21 protein-coding genes are annotated in these 24726 nt (G+C 41.7%); 19 read left to right on the forward strand and 2 right to left on the reverse strand.

The window, feature by feature from the left end:
- Window positions 1–7: 7 nt before the first annotated feature.
- Entirely contained in the window at window positions 8–2626 is a 2619-nt protein-coding gene (gene glnD, locus J8L97_RS02510) for a [protein-PII] uridylyltransferase (RefSeq protein ID WP_211047747.1), read from the reverse strand.
- A 217-nt stretch (window positions 2627–2843) separates the two neighbouring features.
- A complete protein-coding gene (gene map / locus J8L97_RS02515) occupies window positions 2844–3638 on the reverse strand; it encodes a type I methionyl aminopeptidase (RefSeq protein ID WP_192508270.1) in 795 nt (264 codons plus the stop codon).
- A 268-nt stretch (window positions 3639–3906) separates the two neighbouring features.
- On the opposite strand from map, the gene rpsB reads away from it, so the two are divergent.
- The 19 genes from rpsB to J8L97_RS02610 all read left to right on the forward strand — a co-directional run bounded on the left by rpsB (window position 3907) and on the right by J8L97_RS02610 (window position 24688).
- A complete protein-coding gene (gene rpsB, locus J8L97_RS02520) occupies window positions 3907–4635 on the forward strand; it encodes a 30S ribosomal protein S2 (RefSeq protein WP_010361623.1) in 729 nt (242 codons plus the stop codon).
- Between the two features lie 102 nt (window positions 4636–4737).
- Window positions 4738–5589 (forward strand): translation elongation factor Ts, encoded by an 852-nt coding sequence (gene tsf / locus J8L97_RS02525; protein ID WP_010361624.1) that lies wholly within the window; start codon window positions 4738–4740, stop codon window positions 5587–5589.
- Window positions 5590–5739: 150 nt separating this feature from the next.
- On the forward strand, window positions 5740–6477 hold the full coding sequence (gene pyrH / locus J8L97_RS02530; protein WP_119862042.1) for a UMP kinase: 738 nt from the start codon (window positions 5740–5742) through the stop codon (window positions 6475–6477).
- Window positions 6478–6500: 23 nt separating this feature from the next.
- Entirely contained in the window at window positions 6501–7058 is a 558-nt protein-coding gene (gene frr, locus J8L97_RS02535; RefSeq protein ID WP_010361626.1) for a ribosome recycling factor, read from the forward strand.
- Between the two features lie 77 nt (window positions 7059–7135).
- Window positions 7136–7909, forward strand: coding sequence for an isoprenyl transferase (locus tag J8L97_RS02540; RefSeq protein ID WP_192508269.1), 774 nt, complete (start codon window positions 7136–7138; stop codon window positions 7907–7909).
- An 11-nt stretch (window positions 7910–7920) separates the two neighbouring features.
- Complete coding sequence (locus J8L97_RS02545; protein WP_192508268.1) at window positions 7921–8787, forward strand: phosphatidate cytidylyltransferase; 867 nt, start codon at window positions 7921–7923, stop codon at window positions 8785–8787.
- Window positions 8784–9977 (forward strand): 1-deoxy-D-xylulose-5-phosphate reductoisomerase, encoded by a 1194-nt coding sequence (gene ispC / locus J8L97_RS02550; RefSeq protein ID WP_210995520.1) that lies wholly within the window; start codon window positions 8784–8786, stop codon window positions 9975–9977. Before J8L97_RS02545 ends, ispC begins: the two co-directional genes overlap by 4 nt.
- A gap of 2 nt (window positions 9978–9979) precedes the next feature.
- Window positions 9980–11332: a sigma E protease regulator RseP gene (rseP, locus tag J8L97_RS02555; RefSeq protein WP_211047748.1), complete on the forward strand. Its 1353-nt coding sequence runs from the start codon at window positions 9980–9982 to the stop codon at window positions 11330–11332.
- Window positions 11333–11403: 71 nt separating this feature from the next.
- Entirely contained in the window at window positions 11404–13875 is a 2472-nt protein-coding gene (gene bamA, locus J8L97_RS02560) for an outer membrane protein assembly factor BamA (RefSeq protein ID WP_211047749.1), read from the forward strand.
- 11 nt (window positions 13876–13886) lie between these two features.
- Complete coding sequence (locus J8L97_RS02565) at window positions 13887–14405, forward strand: OmpH family outer membrane protein (protein WP_210995523.1); 519 nt, start codon at window positions 13887–13889, stop codon at window positions 14403–14405.
- On the forward strand, window positions 14405–15445 hold the full coding sequence (gene lpxD / locus J8L97_RS02570; protein WP_211047750.1) for a UDP-3-O-(3-hydroxymyristoyl)glucosamine N-acyltransferase: 1041 nt from the start codon (window positions 14405–14407) through the stop codon (window positions 15443–15445). Before J8L97_RS02565 ends, lpxD begins: the two co-directional genes overlap by 1 nt.
- 13 nt (window positions 15446–15458) lie before the next feature.
- Complete coding sequence (gene fabZ / locus J8L97_RS02575; protein ID WP_192508262.1) at window positions 15459–15911, forward strand: 3-hydroxyacyl-ACP dehydratase FabZ; 453 nt, start codon at window positions 15459–15461, stop codon at window positions 15909–15911.
- Between the two features lie 2 nt (window positions 15912–15913).
- Complete coding sequence (gene lpxA, locus J8L97_RS02580) at window positions 15914–16684, forward strand: acyl-ACP--UDP-N-acetylglucosamine O-acyltransferase (protein ID WP_210995525.1); 771 nt, start codon at window positions 15914–15916, stop codon at window positions 16682–16684.
- An 85-nt stretch (window positions 16685–16769) separates the two neighbouring features.
- The gene (gene lpxB, locus J8L97_RS02585; RefSeq protein ID WP_210995589.1) at window positions 16770–17924 is read left to right on the forward strand and encodes a lipid-A-disaccharide synthase; all 1155 of its coding nucleotides are present in this window, start codon (window positions 16770–16772) and stop codon (window positions 17922–17924) included.
- Entirely contained in the window at window positions 17914–18507 is a 594-nt protein-coding gene (rnhB, locus tag J8L97_RS02590) for a ribonuclease HII (protein ID WP_192508260.1), read from the forward strand. The genes lpxB and rnhB overlap by 11 nt, the downstream gene beginning before the upstream one ends.
- Before the next feature lie 2 nt (window positions 18508–18509).
- Window positions 18510–21998 (forward strand): DNA polymerase III subunit alpha, encoded by a 3489-nt coding sequence (gene dnaE / locus J8L97_RS02595; RefSeq protein WP_211047751.1) that lies wholly within the window; start codon window positions 18510–18512, stop codon window positions 21996–21998.
- Window positions 21999–22017: 19 nt separating this feature from the next.
- Window positions 22018–22974, forward strand: coding sequence for an acetyl-CoA carboxylase carboxyl transferase subunit alpha (accA, locus tag J8L97_RS02600; protein WP_192508258.1), 957 nt, complete (start codon window positions 22018–22020; stop codon window positions 22972–22974).
- Window positions 22975–23028: 54 nt separating this feature from the next.
- Window positions 23029–24351: a tRNA lysidine(34) synthetase TilS gene (gene tilS / locus J8L97_RS02605; RefSeq protein WP_211047752.1), complete on the forward strand. Its 1323-nt coding sequence runs from the start codon at window positions 23029–23031 to the stop codon at window positions 24349–24351.
- A complete protein-coding gene (locus tag J8L97_RS02610; protein ID WP_211047753.1) occupies window positions 24341–24688 on the forward strand; it encodes a hypothetical protein in 348 nt (115 codons plus the stop codon). The genes tilS and J8L97_RS02610 overlap by 11 nt, the downstream gene beginning before the upstream one ends.
- The last annotated feature ends 38 nt before the right edge of the window (window positions 24689–24726 follow it).

Raw genomic sequence — 24726 nt, forward strand, 5'->3', positions numbered from 1 at the left:
TTCCTCTTTACTCTGTTTCTGCATTTAATTTTTTCATCAAGTCACGATGTAATGCTGCTTTGTGCTCTTCTGCAAGAGCTTGATAGTCTGCGTTTGATATTACAAAGAAATCTTCGGCTCGTTCCCCTACCGTTGTAATTCTTGCCGCGTGAATATGTAATGAATTAGCTTGAAAAACCTCAGCTATTTTTGTCAGTAGGCCAGGTATATCTATGGCCTGAATTTCAATGAGATTACGGTTTACTCGGGCGTGGGGGCGTACAATGACTTTTGGTTTAATATTAAAGTCTTTGAATCGATGAGAACGGTTCTTTTTAGTCCGAATTTTTTTCTTTGGATCTTTTAATATTGCTTCTAAGCCACGGCGTATAGAGTTCGCACGGCTCCCGCTCATAGGGTCACCACTGACTTCTAATATAACAAAATTGTACACGACAGAATTATCTTTGGTCGTCATGACCTGAGCGTGTTGTATTTGTGCTTTCTTAGAGCCAATAACGGTAAGTAATTTTGCAAATAAATTGGCATTGTATGGACTGTAAACAAAAACCTGTGTACCACCATGCATCGCTTTTTCGCCTACCACAACACAAGATGCATTTAGATCGTTGGTTTTTAGTAAATGCTCACTGTGCCAAGAGATTTGCTGTTCACTGAAGGCGGTAAAATAGTTTGCTTTAAATCGAGACCAAATAAGGTCTATTTTTTCTTCCTCATATTCTAAATTAATGAGTCTTTGTTTTGCTTGTTTCTTTTTATCTCGAATTTGATCCCGCATATCCATTGGGTTTTCAAGACCTAGCCTTAGAGCGTGCTGAGAGTGTAAATAAAGCTCACGGAGTAAGGTGTTTTTCCAATCATTCCAGAGGTTATCATTGGTTGCGCGAATATCAGCAACCGTTAAGCAATATAAGTAATCGAGCTGGCGCTCATTCTTTACAATTGAAGCGAACTCAGCAATCACATCAGGGTCATTGATATCTTTGCGTTGTGCCGTTACAGACATTAATAGGTGGTTGGCCACTAACCAAGATACTAATCGCGCATCTGAGTTGGTGAAACCGTGCACTTTACAAAAAGCGAGTGCATCAACAGCGCCAAGTTCAGAGTGGTCTCCACCACGTCCTTTAGCAATGTCATGAAAAATTGCTGCCAAGTAAAGCAATTCAGGCTTGTCCATCCGCGTGATAATTTCGCTGCAAATAGGGAATTCTTTTTTACGGTCTTTTTCAGTGTAAAGGTAGATATTATTGATGAGTTTATGGGTATGTTCATCAACGGTATAGGCATGGAATAAGTCAAACTGCATTTGGCCAAAAATATTACGCCATTGTGGTAAATAGGCTGCAATTAGACCATGCTTATGCATCAAGGTGAATGCTCTTCCCATGCCATTAGGGTGTTTAATTAAACGTAAGAAAGCATCTCGGCATCCCGCATAGTCTTGTAGGTCACCCAGCAATCTGCGGCGTACTTGACGCATTGTTCTTATGGTACTGGGTTCGATACTTGTGATTTCAGGGTGTTCTGCAATATGTTCAAATAATACAAAGAGTTGTTCCCTGCGGAAAAAAACAGAAGGATTTTTTACCCCTATTTTATTCCCGATTCGTTCGAAATTTTCATCAAGGGAGACAGCTGTACGCTCCAATTGATCCGGTAAAATACTCTGTTCAAAATACGACAATAGCATTTGGTTCATTTCACGAACGCGGCTCATGATCCTGAACAACCGCTTCATCATACGCTCAACCGATGCTTTCCCTTCAGAGCCAAAACCAAGAATTTCAGCAGCATGGGGTTGATAATCAAAAAGCAGCCTATTTTCACTTCGACCTGCTGCTAAATGCAGCGCAAAACGAATGTTCCATAAATTTTCTAAGCACTCAAGAAGCTCTTGATATTCTTCGTGTGTTAAATAACCATGATTGATTAACTCTTCAAGAGTTTCTGCGTGAAAGTGCTTTTTAGCAACCCAGAAAATGGTTTGTACATCTCTCAATCCACCCGGATTTTCTTTAATATTTGGCTCTAGGTTGTAAGCCGTACCGTGGCACTTTCTGTGTCGAACTTTTTGCTCATCAACTTTTGCGAGAAAGAAATCAGCAGATTGCCAAATAGGGGTCTCCACAATGTGGCTTCTGAGTCGTTCAAATTCAACATGATTACCACAGATCAGACGGCTTTCGAGTAGACTCGTAGTGAAGTGTACATCTTGCTTTTTTTGGTCAAGCACCTGTTCGTGCGTGCGTACACTGTGACCAATTTCTAGATTTAGATCCCAAAGTAGGGTGACAAACTGTTCAAGTGCAGAGGTCATAGTTGCATTTGGAGTGTCATTTACAAGCAATAAAAAATCAATATCAGAGTAAGGGTGTAATTCCCCTCGACCATAGCCGCCGACGGCAATGAGGGCTAACTCAGGGTAACGAGCTAAGCCAGTATCATTGAATAACTTTATCAGCAGTCTATCAATAAATTCTGCGCGAGAGTTGATCAGGTTACGAACGGGTTGTTTCGAAAATTCATTGCTAAGCCACTTATAAAAGTAAGCAGCACAATCTTTTAAGTCACACAGTTGCTCTGCATTATCGAGCAGTGTTTTTACTTTATTAGGCAATGCCACAACAGGCTCCCTGCATCTTATTCTTGGTGGGTGCTAAGGGTTAAATTGATCTGAATAGTCTATTCAAGCTCAATACCATCGCAAAGGTATTGAGCTTAGCTTACTGACTTGAGCACAAAGGGCAACGCTTGATTGCCATTTTTTGCTTTGTTTTTAGCTTCGAGAGCAAAGCACCGACAGAGCTTTACTCAGCGAAGGTTTTACAGCGAAGCATTTATTATTGTGCTGGATGTTCAATAATTTTGTCGATCGTATCATCGTTGCGGTGAGTTAAGATCTCAACGCCATTGTCAGTGACAAGTAGTGTGTGTTCCCACTGGGCTGAAAGGCTTCGGTCTTTCGTTACAACCGTCCAATTGTCTTTTAGCACTTTACATTGACGCTTACCCGCATTAACCATAGGCTCAATGGTTAAACACATCCCCGCTTTTAATGTTTCACCAGTGCCCGCTTTACCGTAATGCATGACTTGCGGTTCTTCGTGGAACTCGGCGCCAATACCATGACCGCAATATTCGCGAACGATTGAGTAATTAAAGCCTTCCGCGTATTTTTGAATTGCAGCACCTAGGTCACCCAAACGCACGCCAGGTTTTACCATTTTGATCGCGAGATACAAACTCTCTTGTGTGATTTCAGCAAGGCGTTTACCTTGAATATTTGGGGTTCCTACATGAAACATTTTCGATGTGTCGCCATGGTAACCATCTTTGATAACGGTAATATCGATATTGACACTGTCACCGTCTTTCAGCGCTTTGTCATTAGGGATACCATGACAAATTACGTGATTAACAGACGTACAAATTGATTTTGGGAAACCATGATAATTAAGTGGAGCAGGAATGCCTTGTTGCTCGTTAATGATGTAATCATGACAAATTGTATTTAGCTCGTCGGTTGTGACCCCTGGCTTTACAAAAGGCTCTATCATTTCTAGTACTTCTGCTGCTAAACGCCCAGCAATACGCATCTTTTCGATCTCATCAGGGGTTTTAATCACTGCACTCATTCAGACTCCAAGTCGGTTATTTTAAGTTTATTTCAACGCACAATTTTTATACTGATTGTTGAGTTCTGTTATTTTATATGGTATAAAGCGCGCCGTCTTTTTACAAATTTATCTTAGAGATGTTTGTATTTAAGGCAACCACAATTTTATTTTAACACACACACATATCGACACATACACTTGGGTGCATGTCTTAGTAAAATACTGAACATGTTGGTGCTATGGGATATGTGGAGGCTTAACCCTAACTAACTTAGAGGAAATTAAAATGGCAAACGTTTCAATGCGCGATATGCTTCAAGCTGGTGTTCACTTCGGTCACCAAGCACGTTACTGGAACCCAAAGATGAAGCCTTTCATCTTCGGCGCTCGTAACCGTGTACATATCATCAACCTTGAAAAAACTGTACCAATGTTCAACGATGCACTTAAGTTCTTACAGAACGCTGCTTCTAACAAAGGTAAAATTCTTTTCGTAGGTACTAAGCGCGCTGCAAGCGAAGCAGTTAAAGAGTCAGCTCTTCAAAGTGAGCAGTTCTACGTAAATCACCGTTGGTTAGGTGGTATGTTGACTAACTGGAAAACAGTTCGTCAATCAATCAAGCGTCTTAAAGACCTTGAAACTCAAAGCCAAGACGGTACTTTCGAGAAGCTAACTAAAAAAGAAGCGTTAATGCTTACTCGTGAAATGGAAAAGCTTGAAAAGAGCCTTGGCGGTATCAAAGATATGGGCGGTCTTCCAGACGCTATCTTCGTTATCGATGCAGATCACGAGCACATTGCAATTCGCGAAGCTAACAACCTAGGTATTCCAGTAGTATCAGTAGTTGATACTAACTCGAACCCAGATGGTGTTGATTTCATCATCCCAGGTAACGACGATGCAATCCGTGCTATCCAGCTTTACACTGGCGCTGTTGCAACTGCTATCACTGAAGGCCGTGAAAGCAATATCGTTGCTCAAGCAGAGAACGACGATTTCGTTGAAGCTGAGTAATTAGCTGTCATCAAGTCTTCATCAATTCGTGATGAAGACTTGATATTCTTGAAGAGCGGTCATCCCGCTTCCCTAAACATATTCAGATCTGAGGATATACTAATGGCTGTAACTGCTGCCCTAGTTAAAGAATTACGCGAGCGTACTGGCGCTGGCATGATGGATTGTAAAAAAGCGCTAACTGAAACTGCTGGTGACATTGAACTAGCAATTGAAAACATGCGTAAGAGCGGTGCTGCAAAGGCTGCTAAGAAAGCAGGTAACATTGCTGCTGAAGGCACAATCCTTATCAAAGAAGGCGCAGGTTTCGCTGCACTTCTAGAAGTTAACTGTCAAACAGACTTCGTTGCTAAAGATGAGAGCTTCCTTGCGTTCGCTAACTCTGTACTAGACGTTGCTGCAACTTCTAAAGTTGCTGTTGCTGAGCTTCAAGCACAGTTTGAAGAAGCACGAGTTGCATTAGTTGCTAAAATCGGTGAAAACATCAACGTTCGTCGCGTTGAGTACATTGACGGTGCAAGCCTTTCTACATACCGTCACGGTGAGCGTATCGGTGTTGTTGTTGCTGGTGAAGCTGATGCGGAAACGCTTAAGCACGTAGCGATGCACGTTGCTGCATCTAAGCCTGAGTACGTAAACCCTGAAGACGTACCTGCAGACGTAGTTGAAAAAGAAAAAGCGGTTCAAATTGACATCGCAATGAACGAAGGCAAGCCTGCTGAAATCGCTGAGAAAATGGTTGTTGGCCGTATGAAGAAGTTCACTGGTGAGATCTCTCTTACTGGTCAAGCGTTCATCATGGAACCTAAAAAATCTGTTGGCGATATCCTTAAAGAAAAAGGCGCAACAGTATCTAACTTCGTACGTTTAGAAGTTGGCGAAGGTATCGAGAAGAAAGAAGAAGATTTCGCTGCTGAAGTTGCTGCTCAAATCGCAGCTGCAAAAGGCGAGTAATCTCTCTTTTCTCAGCAAAAAAAGCAATGAGGCTATAATGGCGGATTTGCTTTTGCTTCAACGCTGAAAATTCTTTAAAATAACCGCGCATTTATGACTTTCATAAGCGCGGTTATTTTTTATCTCACTTTTACAAATGGCCCGGAAACTATGACTATCAATCGAAAACCTGTTTTTAGACGCGTTCTTCTCAAACTAAGCGGTGAAGCTTTAATGGGAGATGAAGGCTTTGGCATTGATCCAAAAGTATTGGATCGTATGGCACAAGAAATAAAAGAATTAGTAGAGCTCGACGTAGAAGTGGGTTTGGTTATCGGGGGCGGTAACTTCTTACGAGGTGGTTCATTAGCTGAAGCGGGTATGAACCGCGTAGTAGGCGACCACATGGGTATGCTTGCAACCGTGATGAACGGTTTGGCTATGCGTGATGCACTGCACCGTGCGTTTGTAAACTGTCGTTTAATGTCGGCAATTCCACTGAACGGCGTATGTGACGCGTACAACTGGGCTGAAGCAATTAGCTTGTTAAAGTCTGGCCGAGTTGTTATTTTCTCAGCGGGTACGGGTAATCCATTTTTCACAACTGATTCAGCTGCATGTCTACGTGGTATTGAAATTGAAGCCGATACTGTGATTAAAGCGACAAAAGTTGATGGCGTATTTAGCGATGACCCAGTTAAGAACCCAGATGCAACCTTGTATCGTCATTTGACGTACAATGAGATCATTGATCAAGAATTAAAGGTGATGGACTTAGCGGCATTTACGCTAGCACGTGACCATAATATGCCTTTAAGCGTATTTAACATGAATAAACCTGGCGCGTTAAAACGCGTCATTATGGGCGAAGAAGAGGGTACTCTTATCTCTTCAGCACCTTCTGAATAATCAAACAAGACTAGGATTGAATTGTGATTAACGATATTAAAAAAGACGCGCAAGAGCGCATGCAAAAAAGTGTGGCAGCCCTAGCTAGCCAACTTTCTAAAATTCGTACTGGCCGTGCACACCCTGCATTGCTAGACGGCATCATGGTTTCATATTACGGTGCAGATACACCACTAAACCAAGTTGCAAACGTCTCAACAGAAGACTCTCGTACATTGACGATTAGTGTCTTTGATAAGTCTTTGGCTCAGGCTGTTGAAAAAGCAATTATGTCATCTGATTTGGGCTTAAACCCTATGTCTGCAGGCACGATTATTCGCGTACCATTACCTCCGCTAACTGAAGAGCGCCGTAAAGACTTAATCAAAATAGTACGTGGTGAAGTAGAAGGCGGTCGTGTTGCTATCCGTAATATTCGTCGTGATGCCAATGGTGATATTAAATCTTTATTAAAAGATAAAGACATTTCTGAAGATGAAGCACGTCAAGCTGAAGATGAAGTTCAGAAGTTGACAGACAAGTTTGTTAAGGAAATGGATACACAATTGAGCGCAAAAGAAGCTGAGTTGATGGAAATCTAAGCAGTTCGAAATTATTAGTTTTGCAACGCTGTCTGGGGTATACTAGGCGGCGTTTTTTTTTATAGAAATCGGGATTTATGAGTTTAAGCGCTGACACAATTTCGCAGCAATCTTTGCCAAAACACGTCGCTATTATTATGGATGGTAACGGACGATGGGCGCAATCTCGCAATCGCCCACGAACATATGGTCATAAAAAGGGCGTTGATGCGGTTCGTACGGCAGTACAGTTTTGTTCGAAACTTAACATTGAGTCTCTCACTTTATTCGCATTTAGTAGCGAGAACTGGCGTCGGCCAGAAGATGAAGTGAGCACACTGATGGAATTATTTCTATTTGTGTTAACTAAAGAAGTAAAAAAGCTTCATAAAAATAATGTTAAATTGAATGTTATTGGTGAAATTTCTCGTTTTCCGAACTCGTTACAAGAGCGAGTTGCAGTAGCACATGCGTTAACTGAGAATAATACCGGCCTGCAGCTAAATATTGCTGCAAATTATGGTGGTCGTTGGGATATTACCCAGGCGGCACAAAAACTTGCTATTGAGGCTAGTGAAGGAAAAATTCAGCCAAGTGATATCACGGAAGAAGCAATAACTAACCATCTTTCTATGGCACATCAAAGTGAATTAGACTTATTAATACGAACTGGCGGTGATTGTCGTATTAGTAATTTTTTGCTTTGGCAAGCAGCGTATGCTGAACTCTATTTCACAGATACACTTTGGCCTGACTTTAATGAAGAGGCGTTTGCAGAGGCCATTGCATGTTATGTATCTAGAGAGCGACGCTTTGGCTGCACAGGCGATCAAATAAAAGAATTACTCGCAGTGTCAAAAGTAACAAGTTAAAGGTAATTAATTTGCTTAAACAACGTATTATAACTTCAGTGGTTCTTGCGCCGCTGGCTTTGCTTTTGGTTTTTTATACACCATTAGCTTTATTTAGTTTTATCGCAGCAGCTATCGTACTGCTAGGTGCTTGGGAGTGGTCTGCTTTTATGGGGCTCGGGAGAGTGCGTCAGCGTTTGTCAGTTGTTGCATTGATGGGCATCATCATTTCCATATTACATACCCATTGGCCGATAGAGTCCTTATGGCAACAGGGTAAGTTAGTTGCAGATGCAAATTATATTTTTACCCTGGCTTTTGCCTGGTGGCTGGTCGCAACCTTTTTGGTTTTTAAATACCCTTCAATGAGCAGAGCATGGAATGAGGGCATAATTATGCGTGCCATTGCAGGCATATTAACGCTCATTCCGCTTTGGTTAGCACTTAATGTGATGCGCAGTGCAGAGTATGAGCAGTCTCAACAATATGGGTCAACTCTCATAATGGTGGTACTCGGTATCGTATGGAGTGCGGATATCGGTGCATACTTTGCGGGTAAAAATTTCGGTAAGCGCAAATTAATGCCCAAAGTGAGCCCCAATAAAACCATTGAAGGTTTGCTTGGCGGGGTTGTAACTTCTGTGATATTTGTTTTGCTTTTTTGTTATTTTGCAGAAGTTGAATCACACCAATGGCTATTATATTCAGGGCTCACAATCGGTGTAGCGCTATTTTCTGCGATTGGAGACTTGCTCGAGAGCATGTTTAAGCGGGAAGCTGGTTTAAAAGATTCAGGATCTATTTTGCCTGGGCATGGTGGCATACTCGACCGAATAGATAGTTTAACTGCGGCAGCGCCCATCTTCGCTTTATGTTACGCTTGGATTGTTACTCTATGAGTATGAAAAACAATGTTGTAATACTGGGAGCGACAGGCTCGATCGGACTTTCTACAATTGATGTTATTGAAAGAAATAAAGATGAGTATACGATTTTTGCATTAGCCGCAGGTACAAATGTGGCTAAAATGACGTCATTGTGTGTTACACACCATCCTCAGTATGCAGTGATGCACTGTGAAAGAGCGGCTAAGCAGCTTAAAGATGCTTTAAAACATACCTCGGTTAAAGTTTTGAGCGGCACTCAAGCTATGTGTGATGTGGCTGCCCATAACAATGTTAATACGGTTATGTCAGCAATTGTTGGTGCAGCTGGGTTGTTACCGACGCTTGCAGCCGTTGAAGCTGGTAAAAAGGTGTTATTAGCAAATAAAGAGTCGCTAGTGATGTCTGGCCAGTTATTTATGGACAAAGTAGCACAACACGGTGCCACTTTATTACCTATAGATAGTGAGCACAATGCAATTTATCAATGTTTGCCACAGGCGTTTCAACGCAATACTGATTTAGGTATACACCATCAAGGGATCAGTAAAATTTTGCTAACAGGGTCAGGTGGTCCGTTTTTGACGCGAGACTTAGCCACACTCCCGAGTGTGACAGTGAGTGAAGCTGTTGCACACCCAAACTGGTCCATGGGCCAAAAAATCTCAGTAGATTCAGCAACAATGATGAATAAAGGACTTGAGTTTATTGAAGCCAAGTGGCTTTTTAATTGTACAGCTGAAGATATCGAAGTGGTCATTCATCCGCAAAGTATGATCCATTCTATGGTGCAATATAAAGATGGCTCTGTGATCGCTCAGATGGGCCAACCTGATATGAGAACCCCCATAGCTTACGGCTTGGCTTATCCAGAACGGATTGATGCAGGTGTACAGCCTCTTGATTTTTCTAGCATAGCAAACTTTACCTTCACAAAACCAGATTTTGAGCGCTATCCAAATTTGGCATTGGCAATGGATGCGTGTAAGTCTGGGCAGGCCGCAACGACAACGATTAATGCTGCAAATGAAATTGCTGTCGCTGCGTTCTTGGCTCAGCAGATCGGCTTTTGTGATATCTATAGAGTAAATGCCGAGGTGCTTGCTAAATCGACATTAACTTCATTAAATTCGGTACAGGAAATTATGGCTCAGGATGCTCAAGCTAGGTTACTGGCAAAACAATGTATTAGTGAATTGAGATAATTATGTTTGAATTTTTCTGGAACTTAGGCTCATTTATTTTAGCATTGGGTATTTTAGTAACCGTGCATGAGTATGGTCATTTTTGGGTTGCACGCAAAGCCGGTGTGGAGGTTTTGCGCTTTTCAATTGGTTTTGGAAAACCATTATTCAAATGGCATGATAAGTTAGGTACTGAGTATGTTATTGCTTTGATACCGCTTGGCGGTTACGTCAAAATGCTTGATGCACGAGTTGATACTGTACCTGCTGATAAGCAGCATTTGGCTTTCGATAGTAAGCCTGTTTTATCTAAGATAGCCATCGTTTCAGCAGGCCCCATTGCAAACTTCTTATTCGCTATTTTTGCGCTTGCCATGATGTATATGATTGGGGTGCAGAATGTAAAACCGGTTGTTGGCGGGGTTGCAGAACATAGTCGGGCAGCAACGGCAAACTTTCTACCTGGCGACCATATTTTGCAGTTGGGTGATAAGGCAGTCTCTTCATGGCAAGAGGTTACTTTTGGCTTAATGAGTCATTTAGGTGAACAAGAAGTACAAGTTAAAGTACAAGACGCAGAGCAAAAAATTCAGTTACGAACGATTGCACTTAATGGCTGGAAGCTAGATAAACAAGACGAAGCTCCACTACAGTCTATTGGCATTGAGCCTTTTAGACCTGCATTAACATTAACTTTAGGCCATATTCAAACTGGTTCGGCAGCGGATAAAGCAGGTCTTAAAGTGGGTGATACGATTGTATCGATTAATGAAATTGACGTCGTTGATTGGCAGTCCTTAGTGGATAAAATAAAAGTCTCGGCCAAACAACCTTTGCGTTTTTCTATTCGTCGAGCAAGTAATGTGCAATTGCTTACGGTTATTCCTGAAGCGAAGCAGATGAGCGATGGACGCTCTATCGGGTACTTAGGAGTTGTGCCTCAGTTAGAAAAGTGGCCTAACGGATATATTGAAACTAGACAGTACGGTCCTTTGGATAGTATGGTGCTGGGCATAAAAAAGACGTATGAGCTTATCAGTCTGAGTTTTGATATGATTGGCAACTTAATCACAGGTCAAGTATCAGTAAAAAACTTAAGCGGGCCTGTCGGAATTGCCGTTGGCGCTGGAAATAGCGTGAGCTATGGCATTGTTGCCTTTTTGAGCTTTTTAGCTTTGATTAGTGTTAATTTAGGTGTTTTTAACTTATTACCTCTACCAGTCTTGGATGGTGGGCACTTAATGTATTACATAATTGAACTAATCCGTAAAAAACCAGTCTCTGAAAAGACACAAGAGTTAGGGTTTAAGGTTGGTGCCTTGTTATTAATCGCTCTAACATGTTTTGCTTTATTAAATGATGTATCGAGACTGTAGCTCGAATTGGTGTATACAACACCCGTCACAGCGTTATGACGCTAATTGTTGTAAAGGATAAAGATAATAAAATGCCTATAAAAAAACATCTCGCAGTTACCAGTTTACTGGGCGCAAGTTTTGCCGCACTTGGGCAAAATACCTTTATCGTAGAAGACTTAAAGGTTGAAGGGCTACAGCGCGTAGCTTTGGGAGCAGCACTTACGCATATTCCAATTAATGTTGGTGATTCTGTAGATGACTACACGATTTCACGCACCATAAAAGCGCTCTATAAGTCGGGTCACTTTGATGACATCGCTGCATTACGTGATGGTAACCAGGTTATTTTCAAAGTTCGTGAAAGGCCCACGATTGCTTCAATTGAGTTTGATGGAAACAAAGACATCAAAGACGAGCAGTTAAATGAAAGCCTAGAAGGTCAGGATATTCGAGCGGGTGAGCCTTTAGATAAAACAGTATTAGACAATATTGAAAAAGGGCTTATCGAGTTCTTTCATAGTATTGGTAAATACAATGCGAAACTTGAAGTTAACATTGTTGATTTACCTCGAAACCGTGTGCGATTAATGCTTGAATTTGACGAAGGTGACGCAGCCTCTGTTCGACAAATCAATCTGGTAGGTAATGAGTTATTTTCTGATGAAGAGTTGTTAAAGCTTGCCGATTCTCAACAAGATTTACCTTGGTGGAAATTCATGTCGAATGACCGCTATCAAAAGCAAACGATTGAAGGCGATTTAGAAAAAATCCGTAGCTATTATTTAGACCGAGGGTATTTTCGTTTTAATATTGACTCAACACAAGTATCGGTAAGTCCAGAGCGTGAGTCAGTCTATGTTACGGCTAATTTGACTGAGGGTGAAAAGTATTCAGTTAAAAGTTTTGACTTCATCGGTGATTTATTGGGAAGAGAAGAGCTGATTAAAAGTGTGCTCCCATTACGCGCTGGTGAGCTTTATAACGGTTCAATTGTTACCTCATCTGAAGAGTTTATTAAAAGCTATCTAGCACGGTTTGGTTATGCCAATGCTGAAGTTCGTACCATCCCAGAAGTTGATGATGAAAATAAAGAAGTGAAACTCACTTTATCGGTTAACCCCGGTAAACGTGTATATGTTCGCCGTATCATGGTCAATGGTAACCAGGTGACCGCTGATGAAGTGGTACGTCGAGAAATGACACAACTTGAAGGGGCATGGTTGTCCAATCAAAGTCTTGAACGTTCTAAGTTACAAATACAGCGCTTACCTTATATGGAAAGTGTTGAATTTGAAGTCAAACCAATTACAGGAATTGACGACCAAGTTGACGTAGACTTTGATGTAAAAGAGCAGCCAGCAGGTAGTTTTCAGGCTGGTGTTGCATATGGCTCATATGCAGGAATGCAATTTAATGTCGGTGTCAGTGAATCCAACTTTTTAGGTACGGGTAACCAAGTTGCATTTAATGTGAGTACAGCAAAAGGTTCTGACCGATATAGTGTGTCGTATACAAATCCGTATTTTACCCCAGATGGTGTATCTCAAGGCAGTAGTATTTTCTTTAGTAATTACGATGCGAGTAAATTCAGCTTAGTTGAGTACAAGTCACGTAGTTATGGTTTAGGTACGAGCTTTGGTTTCCCTATTGACGCAGTAAATAGAATTAACTTTGGTGGCCGTTGGATTGAAGAGTCATTATCAGATATTGCTGATTATGAGCAAACACGTATTTTACGTTTGAGTTTCCTTGATCCCGAAAACCCTGAAGCTGATTTTGACTTCACTAAGTACGAGCTGAGTTTAGGTTGGTCTCGAGTGACAGTTAACCGTGGTATGTTCCCTACCGATGGTTCTCGTCAAACGTTGAAGTTGACAGCAACAACACCGAATTCAGATCTGAATTATTTTAAATTGAATTATGATTCACGCTTTTATTGGCCAATAAGTAACGATCATCGCTGGGTATTTTCAGTGAGAGCGGCCCTTGGTTACGGTAACGGTTATGGCGAAACGAATGGCTTTGAACAGATTCTACCTTTCCAAGAATTCTTTCGTATAACAGAAATGGAATTGCGTGGATTTGATAGAAATACAATTTTACCGCAAGCGATTCAACGTATTCCAACATCGATCCCTGGTTCGATATTACCAGATGGTTCATCGACGGGCAGTATTGGCGGAAACCCTGAGTTCGATAGACTTCAATTTGGTGGCCGTATCGGTGGTAATGCAAAAGCAATTGCAGGCGCGGAATTGATAGTACCGACACCGTTCTTAGATGAAGATAACACCAACTCAGTAAGAACGAGCTTATTTATTGATGCTGCGAATGTTTGGGATACAGAATTTGATGTAGATAGATACCTACATTTGCCAGAAGATCAATATAAAAAATTGTCTGATTATTCAGATCCAACAAGATTTAGGGTTTCAGCGGGTTTATCTATTCAATGGATTTCACCAATGGGGCCAATGTTGATTAGTTTTGCTCATCCGTTAAGAAAAGAAGAAGACGATGAAACGAAAACAATCAGCTTTAATATCAGTAATACATTCTAAGGAGTAAATTTGTGAACAAACTATTTAAAACGACAGCAATGGCTTTAATGGCCACACTAATGATGGGTACTTCTGCGAGTGCATTAGCACATAAAGTAGGTATTGTTGATATGCAACAAGTCTATAAGCAGATCCCACAGATGGCTAAAATAGAGCAGCAGTTACTCACAGAGTTTGCAGAGCGTCGTCAAGAACTTGAGAAAATTCAAGGTGACATCCGTTTTGAAGCTGAAAAGTTTAAGCGTGAAAGTGCCACGATGAGTGACGAGCAAAAGGCAACACTGCGTGACAAGATTCAAGGCATGCAAAAAGTATTGGCTGAAAAAGGTCGTCCGTTAGAGCAAGAGATTAAAACTCGTCAAAGCCAAGAGCTTGCTAAAGTACAAGACGTTATCATCAAAACGATTCAAAGCGTTGCTAAAAAAGGAAAGTTTGACGAAGTAAGAGTAAAAGATACCACTATCTACTTTAATCCTGATAAAGTAACAGACCTTTCTAGCAAAATTGTTGATGCGGTAAGCAAAAAATAATGACCAAACAGTTTACTTTGGGTCAACTAGCGACGCATTTATGTGCGTCACTAGTCGGTGATAGTGATTATCAGATTGATAAAATCGCGACATTACAAAAAGCCGGCCCAACAAACATCGCTTTTTTAGCGAATAAGAAATACCGTAACCAACTGGCTGACACAAATGCTGGTGCGGTTATTGTGTCTGAAGGTGATGCAGAGTATTTTTCTGGCAATAAGATTGTTGTAAAAAATGCTTATACTGCATACGCTTACTTAGCACAAATGATGGACACTACTCCTGCGTCTGCATCAAATATTCATTCATCAGCCGTTATTCATGGCCGTGTGACTTTAAGCCAAGATGTGAGTATCGGTGCGAATGCAGTGATTGAAGCCGGATCTGTCATAGGCAAGAATGTTCAAATTGGTCCCGGATGTTTTGTCGGCCAAAATACAGTCATTGGTGATAACACTAAATTGTGGGCCAATGTGACGGTTTATCATGATGTTACCATAGGTGATAATTGTTTATTTCAATCTGGCTGTGTAATCGGTAGTGACGGTTTTGGTTACGCGAATGAGGCTGGTAAGTGGATAAAAATTCCTCAAGTCGGCGGTGTGAATATTGGCAATAACGTAGAAGTTGGCGCGAATACCGTTATTGACCGTGGCGCATTAGATGATACGATCATTCATGATAATGTTATTTTGGATAATTTAATTCAAATTGCACACAACGTTGAAATTGGAGAAGGGACAGCTATTGCAGGTGCAACGGTTGTAGCAGGAAGCGTGACAATCGGTAAGCATTGTCAAATCGCGGGTTTGGTTGGGATCAATGGACATATTGATATTTGCGATGGCGCTATCATTACAGGTATGACAATGATTACTAAAGCCATTACTAATTCAGGTGTTTATTCATCTGGAATACCGCACTCAACGAATAAAGAATGGCGTCGAAATATTGCCCATTTTCGTAATTTATCAGAGTTCAAGCAGCGTTTGAAGTCGTTAGAAACACTGACTGAGCACTTAAAAAACATTGATGAATAAAAAGGATGCTACTTTGGCAAACGAATTAAACAGCTTTGATACACAAGAAATTTTAAAGCTATTACCTCATCGTTACCCAATGTTATTGGTTGATAAAGTTATTGACTACAAAGCGGGTGAATATCTACATGCGATAAAAAATGTAACAGTGAACGAGCCTATTTTCACTGGTCATTTTCCTGGTCAACCTATTTTCCCCGGTGTGATGATTTTAGAAGCAATGGCACAAGCCACTGGTTTACTTGGGTTTAAAACGGTGGAAAATCGCAGCGAGAGTGAACTATACTTATTTGCAGCGATCGATAATGCACGTTTTAAGCAACCAGTATTACCTGGTGATACCATGCATTTGCATATCGATTTTGTAAAAGAGCGCCGTAACATTTGGAAGTTTCACGGTGAAGCAAAAGTAGACGGCAAAGTGGTATGCAGTGCCGAGCTAATGTGCGCGAGAAGAGAGTTATAATAGTGATCCATCCTACTGCGATTGTTGAATCGGGTGCGAAATTAGGCAACAACGTAACCATTGGTCCATATAGTTATGTTGGTCATGATGTCGAACTGGGTGATAATTGTATCATCGAGTCGCATGTTGTTATTAAGGGACCTTCAACCATTGGCTCAGGCAATCATATTTTCCAGTTTGCGTCAGTAGGTGAAGCTTGCCAAGACAAAAAGTATAAGGATGAGCCAACACAGCTCATTATTGGAGACAATAATGTGATCCGTGAGTGTGCGACAATCCACCGGGGTACAATTCAAGATCAAGGTATTACGCGAATTGGTAGTAATAACTTATTTATGGCATATACGCATGTTGCGCATGATGCAGTAATAGGCAGTAATGTTATCTTTGCTAATGGCGCTAGTGTGGCAGGGCATGTTCATGTCGGTGACTGGGTTATTCTTGCGGGCAACACTGGGGTTCATCAATTTTGTAAAATTGGAGCCCATGCATTTATCGGTATGTACTCAGGTGTTAACAAAGATGTGCCTCCATTCGTAACCACAACAGGTACTCCGGCAAAACCTGCGGCAATTAATACCGAAGGTATGAAACGTCGAGGTTTTGATAGTGATGAAGTGATGGCGGTGCGTCGAGCATACAAAGCTTTTTACCGCAAAGGTTATACCCTTGAAGAAGCAGTACTGTCACTTGAAGAAGATGCAAAACAGTTTCCAGCGGTACAACAGATGATCGATTTTCTAGATACATCAGATCGCGGTATTATTCGTTAAATCGGCCGTGATAAAACGTTATTGATGAACGCCATACAGATTAATTTGTATGGCGTTTTTATTTATACAAACTCAGATAATAGACATGATAAATAAAAATAAATTAACCATAGGTATTGTAGCGGGCGAATTGTCGGGCGATATATTGGGCGCAGGTCTTATTCATGCTTTAAAGCAACATTATCCTCATGCAGAGTTTGTGGGTATTGCAGGACCTAAAATGCAGCAAGCGGGCTGTAAAACACTGTTTGATATGGAAGAACTGGCAGTCATGGGATTGGTTGAAGTGTTAGGGCGCCTACCTCGGCTGTTAAAAATACGCAAACAGCTTGTTCAGCATTTTATTGACAATCCGCCTGATGTTTATATTGGTATTGATGCACCGGACTTCAATTTACGAGTCGAAAAGCCACTTAAAAAAGCGGGTATAAAAACAGTACAATATGTCAGCCCTTCCGTATGGGCATGGCGCCAAAAGCGCATTTTTACGATAGCAGAAGCAACTAATTTGGTTTTATCATTACTGCCATTTGAAAAGGCATTTTACGACAAACATGATGTACCGTGTACGTTCGTAGGACATACACTTGCTGACGAAATTCCACTTAAAGTGAATGCCAGCGCAGCCAGAGCTAAGTTAGGCCTCGCTGAAGATGACTTAGTGTTAGCCCTTCTACCAGGCAGCAGAGGTTCTGAGGTTGGCTTATTAAGCAGCACGTATTTGGAAACAGCCAAACTACTTAAAGATAAACTGCCAGAGTTAAAAGTAGTGGTACCGCTTGTCAACGCGAAAAGAAAAGCACAATTTGAATCTGTGTTAGCAGAGGTTGCGCCAAACTTACGACCCTTGTTATTAGAAGGGCAATCAAGCGAAGCAATGTCGGCTGCAAATGCTGTGTTATTGGCGTCAGGCACGGCAACACTTGAAGCCATGCTATATAAAAAACCAATGGTAGTAGGGTACAAGTTTAAACCATCAAGTTATTGGATATTTAAGCACTTTTTTACATTTAATATAAAGTACTTCTCTTTGCCAAATTTATTGGCTGATGCACCATTGGTACCAGAGTTTTTACAGCAAGAATGTAATGCAGACGCGTTAGTTGATGCATTGTTACCAATGCTCAGAGGTGAGAGTGAAGCGCTCGTTGCACGCTTCTATGAGATACATGAGAATATTAGGCTAGATGCAAGTAAACAGGCTGCAAAAGCCGTAGCGGAGTTAATAGATGCAAGTTGAACGTCCAGATGTACAATTTATTGCCGGCGTAGATGAAGTTGGTCGAGGCCCCCTGGTTGGCGATGTTGTGACCGCTGCTGTGATCTTAGATCCGAATAAACCGATTGATGGCTTAGCTGACTCAAAGAAGTTATCAGAGAAAAAACGTATTGCATTGGCGGAAGAAATTAAAGAAAAAGCGCTGTGCTATTATGTTGCGCGTGCGTCAGTGGCAGAGATTGATGAGCTTAATATTTTACATGCCACCATGCTTGCGATGAGTCGTGCTGTTGAAGGGTTGGCGATTCAGCCAGATTTTGTTTTTATTGATGGTAACCGTTTACCAAAATTAACAATGGCTGCTCAGAGCGTGGTAAAAGGAGATAGTTTAGTGGCGGAAATCAGCGCTGCATCTATTTTGGCAAAGGTCACCCGCGACAATGAAATGTTGGAGTTAGACGCTGAATTCCCTGAATTTGGCTTTGCCGCACATAAGGGGTATCCGACAAAGGCACATTTTGCAGCGCTTGAAGCGCATGGCATAACACCGCATCATAGAACAACCTTTAAGCCTGTTCAGCGTATTATTGCAGGTAAGGAATAACGATGGCAGTACCTGATTTTGTGCATTTAAGAGTTCATAGTGACTTTTCAATGGTTGATGGTTTGGCAAAAACGAAGCCTATTGTTGCAAGAGCGCAAGAGTTAGAGTTGCCTGCGATTGCGATTACGGACCAAATGAACTTTTGTGGTTTAGTACGGTTTTATGGCACAACGCACGGCGCAGGTATTAAACCCATTGTTGGTGCTGATATTTGGCTTAAGAGCGACCAGTTTCCCGATGAACCGTCACGCTTAGTGGTGTTAGCCAAAGACAATACTGGATACAAAAACCTCACCTTATTAATATCTGAAGCATACCAACGGGGCCACGTATTTCACCGTCCTGTTGTTGATAAGCAATGGTTAGCTGCACATAAAGAAGGGTTGATTTTACTCTCCGCAGGTAAAGATGGCGATGTAGGCAAAGCGCTCCTAAAAGGTAACCCCCAACTCGTAGATGAAACGGTGCAATTTTATGAAGAACATTTTGCTGATAATTTCTATCTAGAACTCATTCGTACAGGTAGAGCCGATGAAGAAACCTATTTGCATGCGGCTGTGGAGCTTGCAACTACGCGAGGGTTACCTGTTGTAGCGACGAATGAAGTGGTGTTTCTTCATGAAGCAGACTTTGATGCTCATGAGATTCGTGTGGCGATATTTGACGGTTATACACTGGAAGATAAACGCAGGCCTAAACGTTTTTCTAAAGAGCAGTATTTAAAAACAGCAGAGCAAATGCAGGAGTTGTTTAGTGATATTCCTGAGGCATTGCAAAATACTGTTGAAATAGCAAAACGATGTAACGTCACCGTTCAGCTGGGGACTTATTTCCTCCCAGATTATCCAACTGGGGAGCTCAAAATTGACGATTTCTTGGTTAAGGTCTCCCGAGATGGCTTAGAAGAACGGTTACTGTTTTTATTTCCAGATGAACAGGACAGACAATCAAAGCGCGTTGAGTATGATGAACGACTGCAATTAGAGTTAGACGTTATAAACCAGATGGGGTTTCCGGGTTACTTTTTGATTGTAATGGAGTTTATTCAATGGAGTAAAGATAACAATATTCCAGTAGGGCCTGGACGCGGATCTGGTGCGGGCTCGCTGGTTGCTTATGCCTTGAAGATCACCGATTTGGACCCACTTGAGTTCGATCTACTTTTCGAGCGGTTCTTGAACCCAGAACGTGTATCAATGCCGGATTTCGATGTCGACTTTTGCATGGACCGCCGAGATGAAGTCATTGACCACGTTGCCATGTTGTATGGCCGAGATGCGGTGTCTCAGATCATCACGTTTGGTACTATGGCCGCAAAAGCGGTAATACGTGATGTAGGTAGGGTGCTTGGCCACCCGTATGGTTTTGTTGACCGCATATCTAAATTGGTACCTGGTGATCCAGGCATGACTCTTGCGAAAGCATTTGATGTAGAGCCCCGCTTACCTGAAGTATATGACAGCGATGAGGAAGTAAAAGATCTCATTGACATGTGCCGAATTTTAGAAGGTTGTACACGAAATGCAGGGAAACACGCTGGTGGTGTGGTTATATCTCCGACGACAATAACCGACTTTGCTGCGTTGTACTGTGATGATGAAGGGAAGTTTCCCGTTACTCAGTTTGATAAGAACGATGTTGAAACCGCCGGGTTGGTTAAATTTGACTTCTTAGGCTTGAGAACACTGACGATTTTGCAGTGGGCGCTCGATATGGCCAATGAACGTCTTACGCGAGAAGGCAAAGAGCATGTAGATATTGCGGCTATTCCATTGGATGACCGTAAGAGTTTTGAGCTGCTGTTACGCGCTGAAACAACAGCGGTGTTCCAATTAGAATCACGCGGTATGAAAGACTTGGTTCGACGGCTGAAACCTGACTGCTTTGAAGACATGATTGCACTGGTTGCGCTGTTCCGACCCGGTCCACTTCAGTCGGGCATGGTAGATAACTTTATTGACCGAAAGCATGGCCGTGAAGAACTTTCTTATCCCGACGTACAGTGGCAGCATGAGAGCTTAAAGCCTATTCTCGAGCCGACCTATGGCATTATCTTGTACCAAGAACAAGTAATGCAAATCGCCCAGGTGTTGGCTGGTTACACGCTTGGTGGGGCCGATATGTTACGCCGCGCGATGGGTAAGAAAAAACCAGAAGAAATGGCCAAGCAGCGTTCAACATTTGAAGAAGGCTCAGTCAATAACGGTGTAGATGGTGAGTTGGCGATGAAAATCTTCGACTTGGTTGAGAAGTTTGCAGGCTATGGTTTTAACAAATCTCACTCGGCCGCTTACGCACTTGTGTCTTATCAAACATTGTGGATGAAAACGCATTTTCCTGCTGAGTTCATGGCTGCGGTTATGTCAGCAGATATGGATAACACCGAAAAGATTGTTATTTTGGTTGATGAATGTGAAAACATGAAGTTGACCTTGTTACCACCTGATGTAAACGCTGGTGAATATAAATTTACTGTAAATTTAAAAGGTGAGATCGTCTATGGTATTGGTGCTATTAAAGGCGTTGGTGAAGCACCAGTAGACACCATCTTGGAGTGTCGGGCACAAGGTGGTGAATTCAAAGATCTATTCGACTTTTGCGCACGTGTCGATTTAAAGCGGTTAAATAAACGTGTACTAGAAAAGCTGATTTATGCCGGTGCATTGGATAAATTAGGGCCTGATGGCACACAAACAGGAAGAGCAACGTTACTTGCTAGCGTAAAAGATGCCATGAAGTCTGCGGAGCAACACCATAAAGCAGAAGCGATTGGTCAGTCTGACTTATTTGGATTGTTGGCTGTAGAACCGGAAGAAGTTGAGCAAGCCTTTGTACTGGCAAGGCCTCTGACTGACAATGAGTGGTTAGATGGGGAAAAGGAAACGTTAGGACTTTATTTAACGGGCCATCCTATAAACCAATATCGACGAGAATTGAGGCACTATACATCGGGTAAATTAGTTGATTTGCAGCCAACGAATAGAGATGTTCAGTCAACAGCTGCTGGTTTAGTGATTAATGCGCGTACGTTAATAAATAAAAAAGGGAATCGCTGGGGGTTAATAACTTTAGATGACAAAAGTGCCCGAATTGATGTACGCTTATTCCCTGAACAGTTTGAAACATACCAAGAATTGCTGCAAATTAACCAAATCTTGGTAATATCTGGACAGGTCAGCTTTGATAACTTCTCTGGTGGCATTACAATGACTGCCAGAGATGTCTGTACCATAGCTCAAGCACGTGAAAAACGTATTAGAGCAATTAAAATGACGCTAAATATGGTGCAAATAGACGAAAACTTCTTCGATAAATTGCGAAAAGTGTTAGAACCTTATAAATTTGGTACATGTCCAATAAAAGTTATGTACCAGCGTCCAGACGCGTTAGCAGAGCTAACGCTTGGGACCGAATGGTGTGTGACGCCTACAGATGACCTAATAACTCGGTTGTCGCAAATGGCGGCGCAAGAAATAGAACTAGAATTTTAATTAATAGGTAGTTTAGAGCATGAGTCTCAATTATCTTGACTTTGAGCTTCCAATTGCAGAATTGGAAGCAAAAATTAAAGAATTACAAAATGTTAGCCGTTCAGGTAGTTTAGATCTGAGCTTAGAAGATGAAATTTCTCGACTGAAAGAGAAAAATGTTGAGCAAACAGAAAAAATCTTTTCTGGTTTAGGTGCTTGGCAAGTTTCTCAATTGGCACGTCATCCTCTTCGTCCTTATACTCGAGATTACATTGAACGTATTTTCACTGAATTTGATGAATTTGCTGGTGACAGAACATTCGCGAATGACCCTGCTATTTTGGGCGGTGTTGCACGCTTTGAAGGTCAGCCGGTCATGATCATTGGTCAACAGAAAGGACGTGATACTGCTGAGAAGATTAAGCGTAACTTTGGTATGCCTAAGCCAGAGGGATACCGTAAAGCCTTACGTTTAATGGAAATGGCTGAGCGCTTTAAAATGCCAATTATTACCTTCATTGACACCCCTGGCGCTTATCCTGGCGTGGGTGCTGAAGAGCGTGGTCAAAGTGAAGCAATTGCCCGTAACTTAAAAGTTATGGCTGCATTGAAAGTACCGACTATTTGTACCGTTATTGGTGAGGGAGGTTCTGGTGGCGCTTTAGCAATTGGTGTAGGTGACAGAGTTAATATGTTGCAATACAGTACTTACTCGGTTATTTCTCCAGAAGGGTGTGCTTCAATTCTTTGGAAAAGTGCAGATAAAGCCCCACTAGCTGCTGAAGCTATGGGTGTATCAGCTACGCGCGTTAAAGAATTAGATCTCATCAATAGCATTGTAGATGAGCCTCTAGGTGGTGCGCATCGTGATTATGATGTGATGGCGAAAAACTTGAAAGCGCAGTTAAAACGTGACCTGACAGATCTTCAGGCATTAAGTACAGAAGAAATGTTGGAGCAACGTTATAACAGGCTAATGTCTTTCGGTTATTGCTAAGTAAGATGAATTAGCGTAAAAAGCCGCAATAGCGGCTTTTTTGCGTTCTATATTATGAAATCGAGTTTTTTATTTAAGCAGTTTAATACTGCGCTACATCAGCTAAACCCAACGCGGCAAACATTATGTGTTGCTTTATCGGGTGGCGTTGACTCAGTTGTATTGCTGCATCTATGTGTGGCTTTAAGAGACACAACAAATGTGGACATAGAAGCGGTTTATGTTCACCATGGTTTATCAGTCTATGCTGACGATTGGCTACACTTTTGCGACAGGCTATGCAAACAGTTACAAGTGCCATTTAAGTATGAATATGTTGATGTTGAACATAAAGCTCGGCACAGTGTTGAGGCGCAGGCACGCGATGTACGCTATAAAGCATTGCATAATCAGGCATCTGATGATGCACTTATCGTATTGGGTCAGCATGGCGATGATCAACTTGAAACCTTTCTACTACGATTAAAGCGAGGGTCTGGTTTACTTGGGTTAGGAGCGATGCGAGCGCGTACTCAGTTACCCAATGGACGCGAGTGTATCCGACCTTTACTACATGTAAGTCGTGATGACATAGAAGCATTTGCTGAGCACTATGCACTCTCTCATATTGAGGATGAATCAAATAAGCATGATCACTTTGATAGAAATTTCTTGCGTAACCAAATAATTCCCCAATTAAAAACACGTTTTTCAGGTTTGTTACCTAGTGCGTTGAGAAGCATTCAATTATTGCAGCAACAGCAGCAACTTATTGATGAAATCACGCAAGATGATTTAGCCCTTAGTATCTGTAATCAAAGAGAGTCACGATGTGTTGATTTAGCAAAATTAGCGAACCTTTCACCGTTAAGACAAAAGAACGTCGTCAGAGCGTGGTTAGCACTGCATAATGTGGCAATGCCGTCATTGGTGCAGCTTGAACAGATTCTAGTACAAAGCTTAACGAGTAAAGTAGATGCGCAATTAAGTATTGATTTAAAGTCGGGTTCAATCAAACGCTACAGAGGCCTGCTGTACTGGGTCGTCACCCAAGATAAGCCAATTGAAAAAAGCAATGTCGGCCTAGATACTGTGATGTTTGAGACCGGCTATGTTTTATGCGTAAAGCAAGGAAAAGGGATTCGAGCGCCACACCCTGATGAAGTTGTGTCGATTAGGTTTGGGTGTTTAAACGATAAAATAAAACCGCAATTTAAACCCGGACGAAACACGGTTAAGCATTGGTTGAAAGATGCCAAAGTGCCAACTTGGCAGCGTGCATTGGTGCCACTGATTTATTATAACGATGTGCTGGTACAAGTGGTTGGGTATTTTTTTAACCACGATCACGTAACGCAAGAGTGTGGAATTTATTGGGAAGAACGCAGTGATAGATAATCTGAAAATTGGCGCTTCATTGGCTAAGCAATCCCCTTGGGCATTATTACTCACAGGGCTTATTTTTTTGATGTTATTCCTTAATCAAGCAATGAATATCAACAATGTCATTTATGCTGTATTGCTCGGTCAATTGACCAGTGTGACACTGTTGGCTTATTGGCATGGTAAAGGTGGTATCTTTTTTATTATGGCCGTGTTGGCGCCTTTGGTACTGATCATCGTCACTGAACTTCCGACATTTATAACGTTAGCATGGGTAATAAATGGCTTCTTTTTTGGTATGGCATTGCTGTTATTTTTCTATCATATGTACGTTAGTAAACTGAATAAATAATAGGTAAGTGAGTGAGAAAAGGCTCAGCTAGGGGGGCT

The sequence above is a fragment of the Pseudoalteromonas sp. MMG012 genome (assembly GCF_018100875.1).
Taxonomy (GTDB): domain Bacteria; phylum Pseudomonadota; class Gammaproteobacteria; order Enterobacterales; family Alteromonadaceae; genus Pseudoalteromonas; species Pseudoalteromonas aurantia.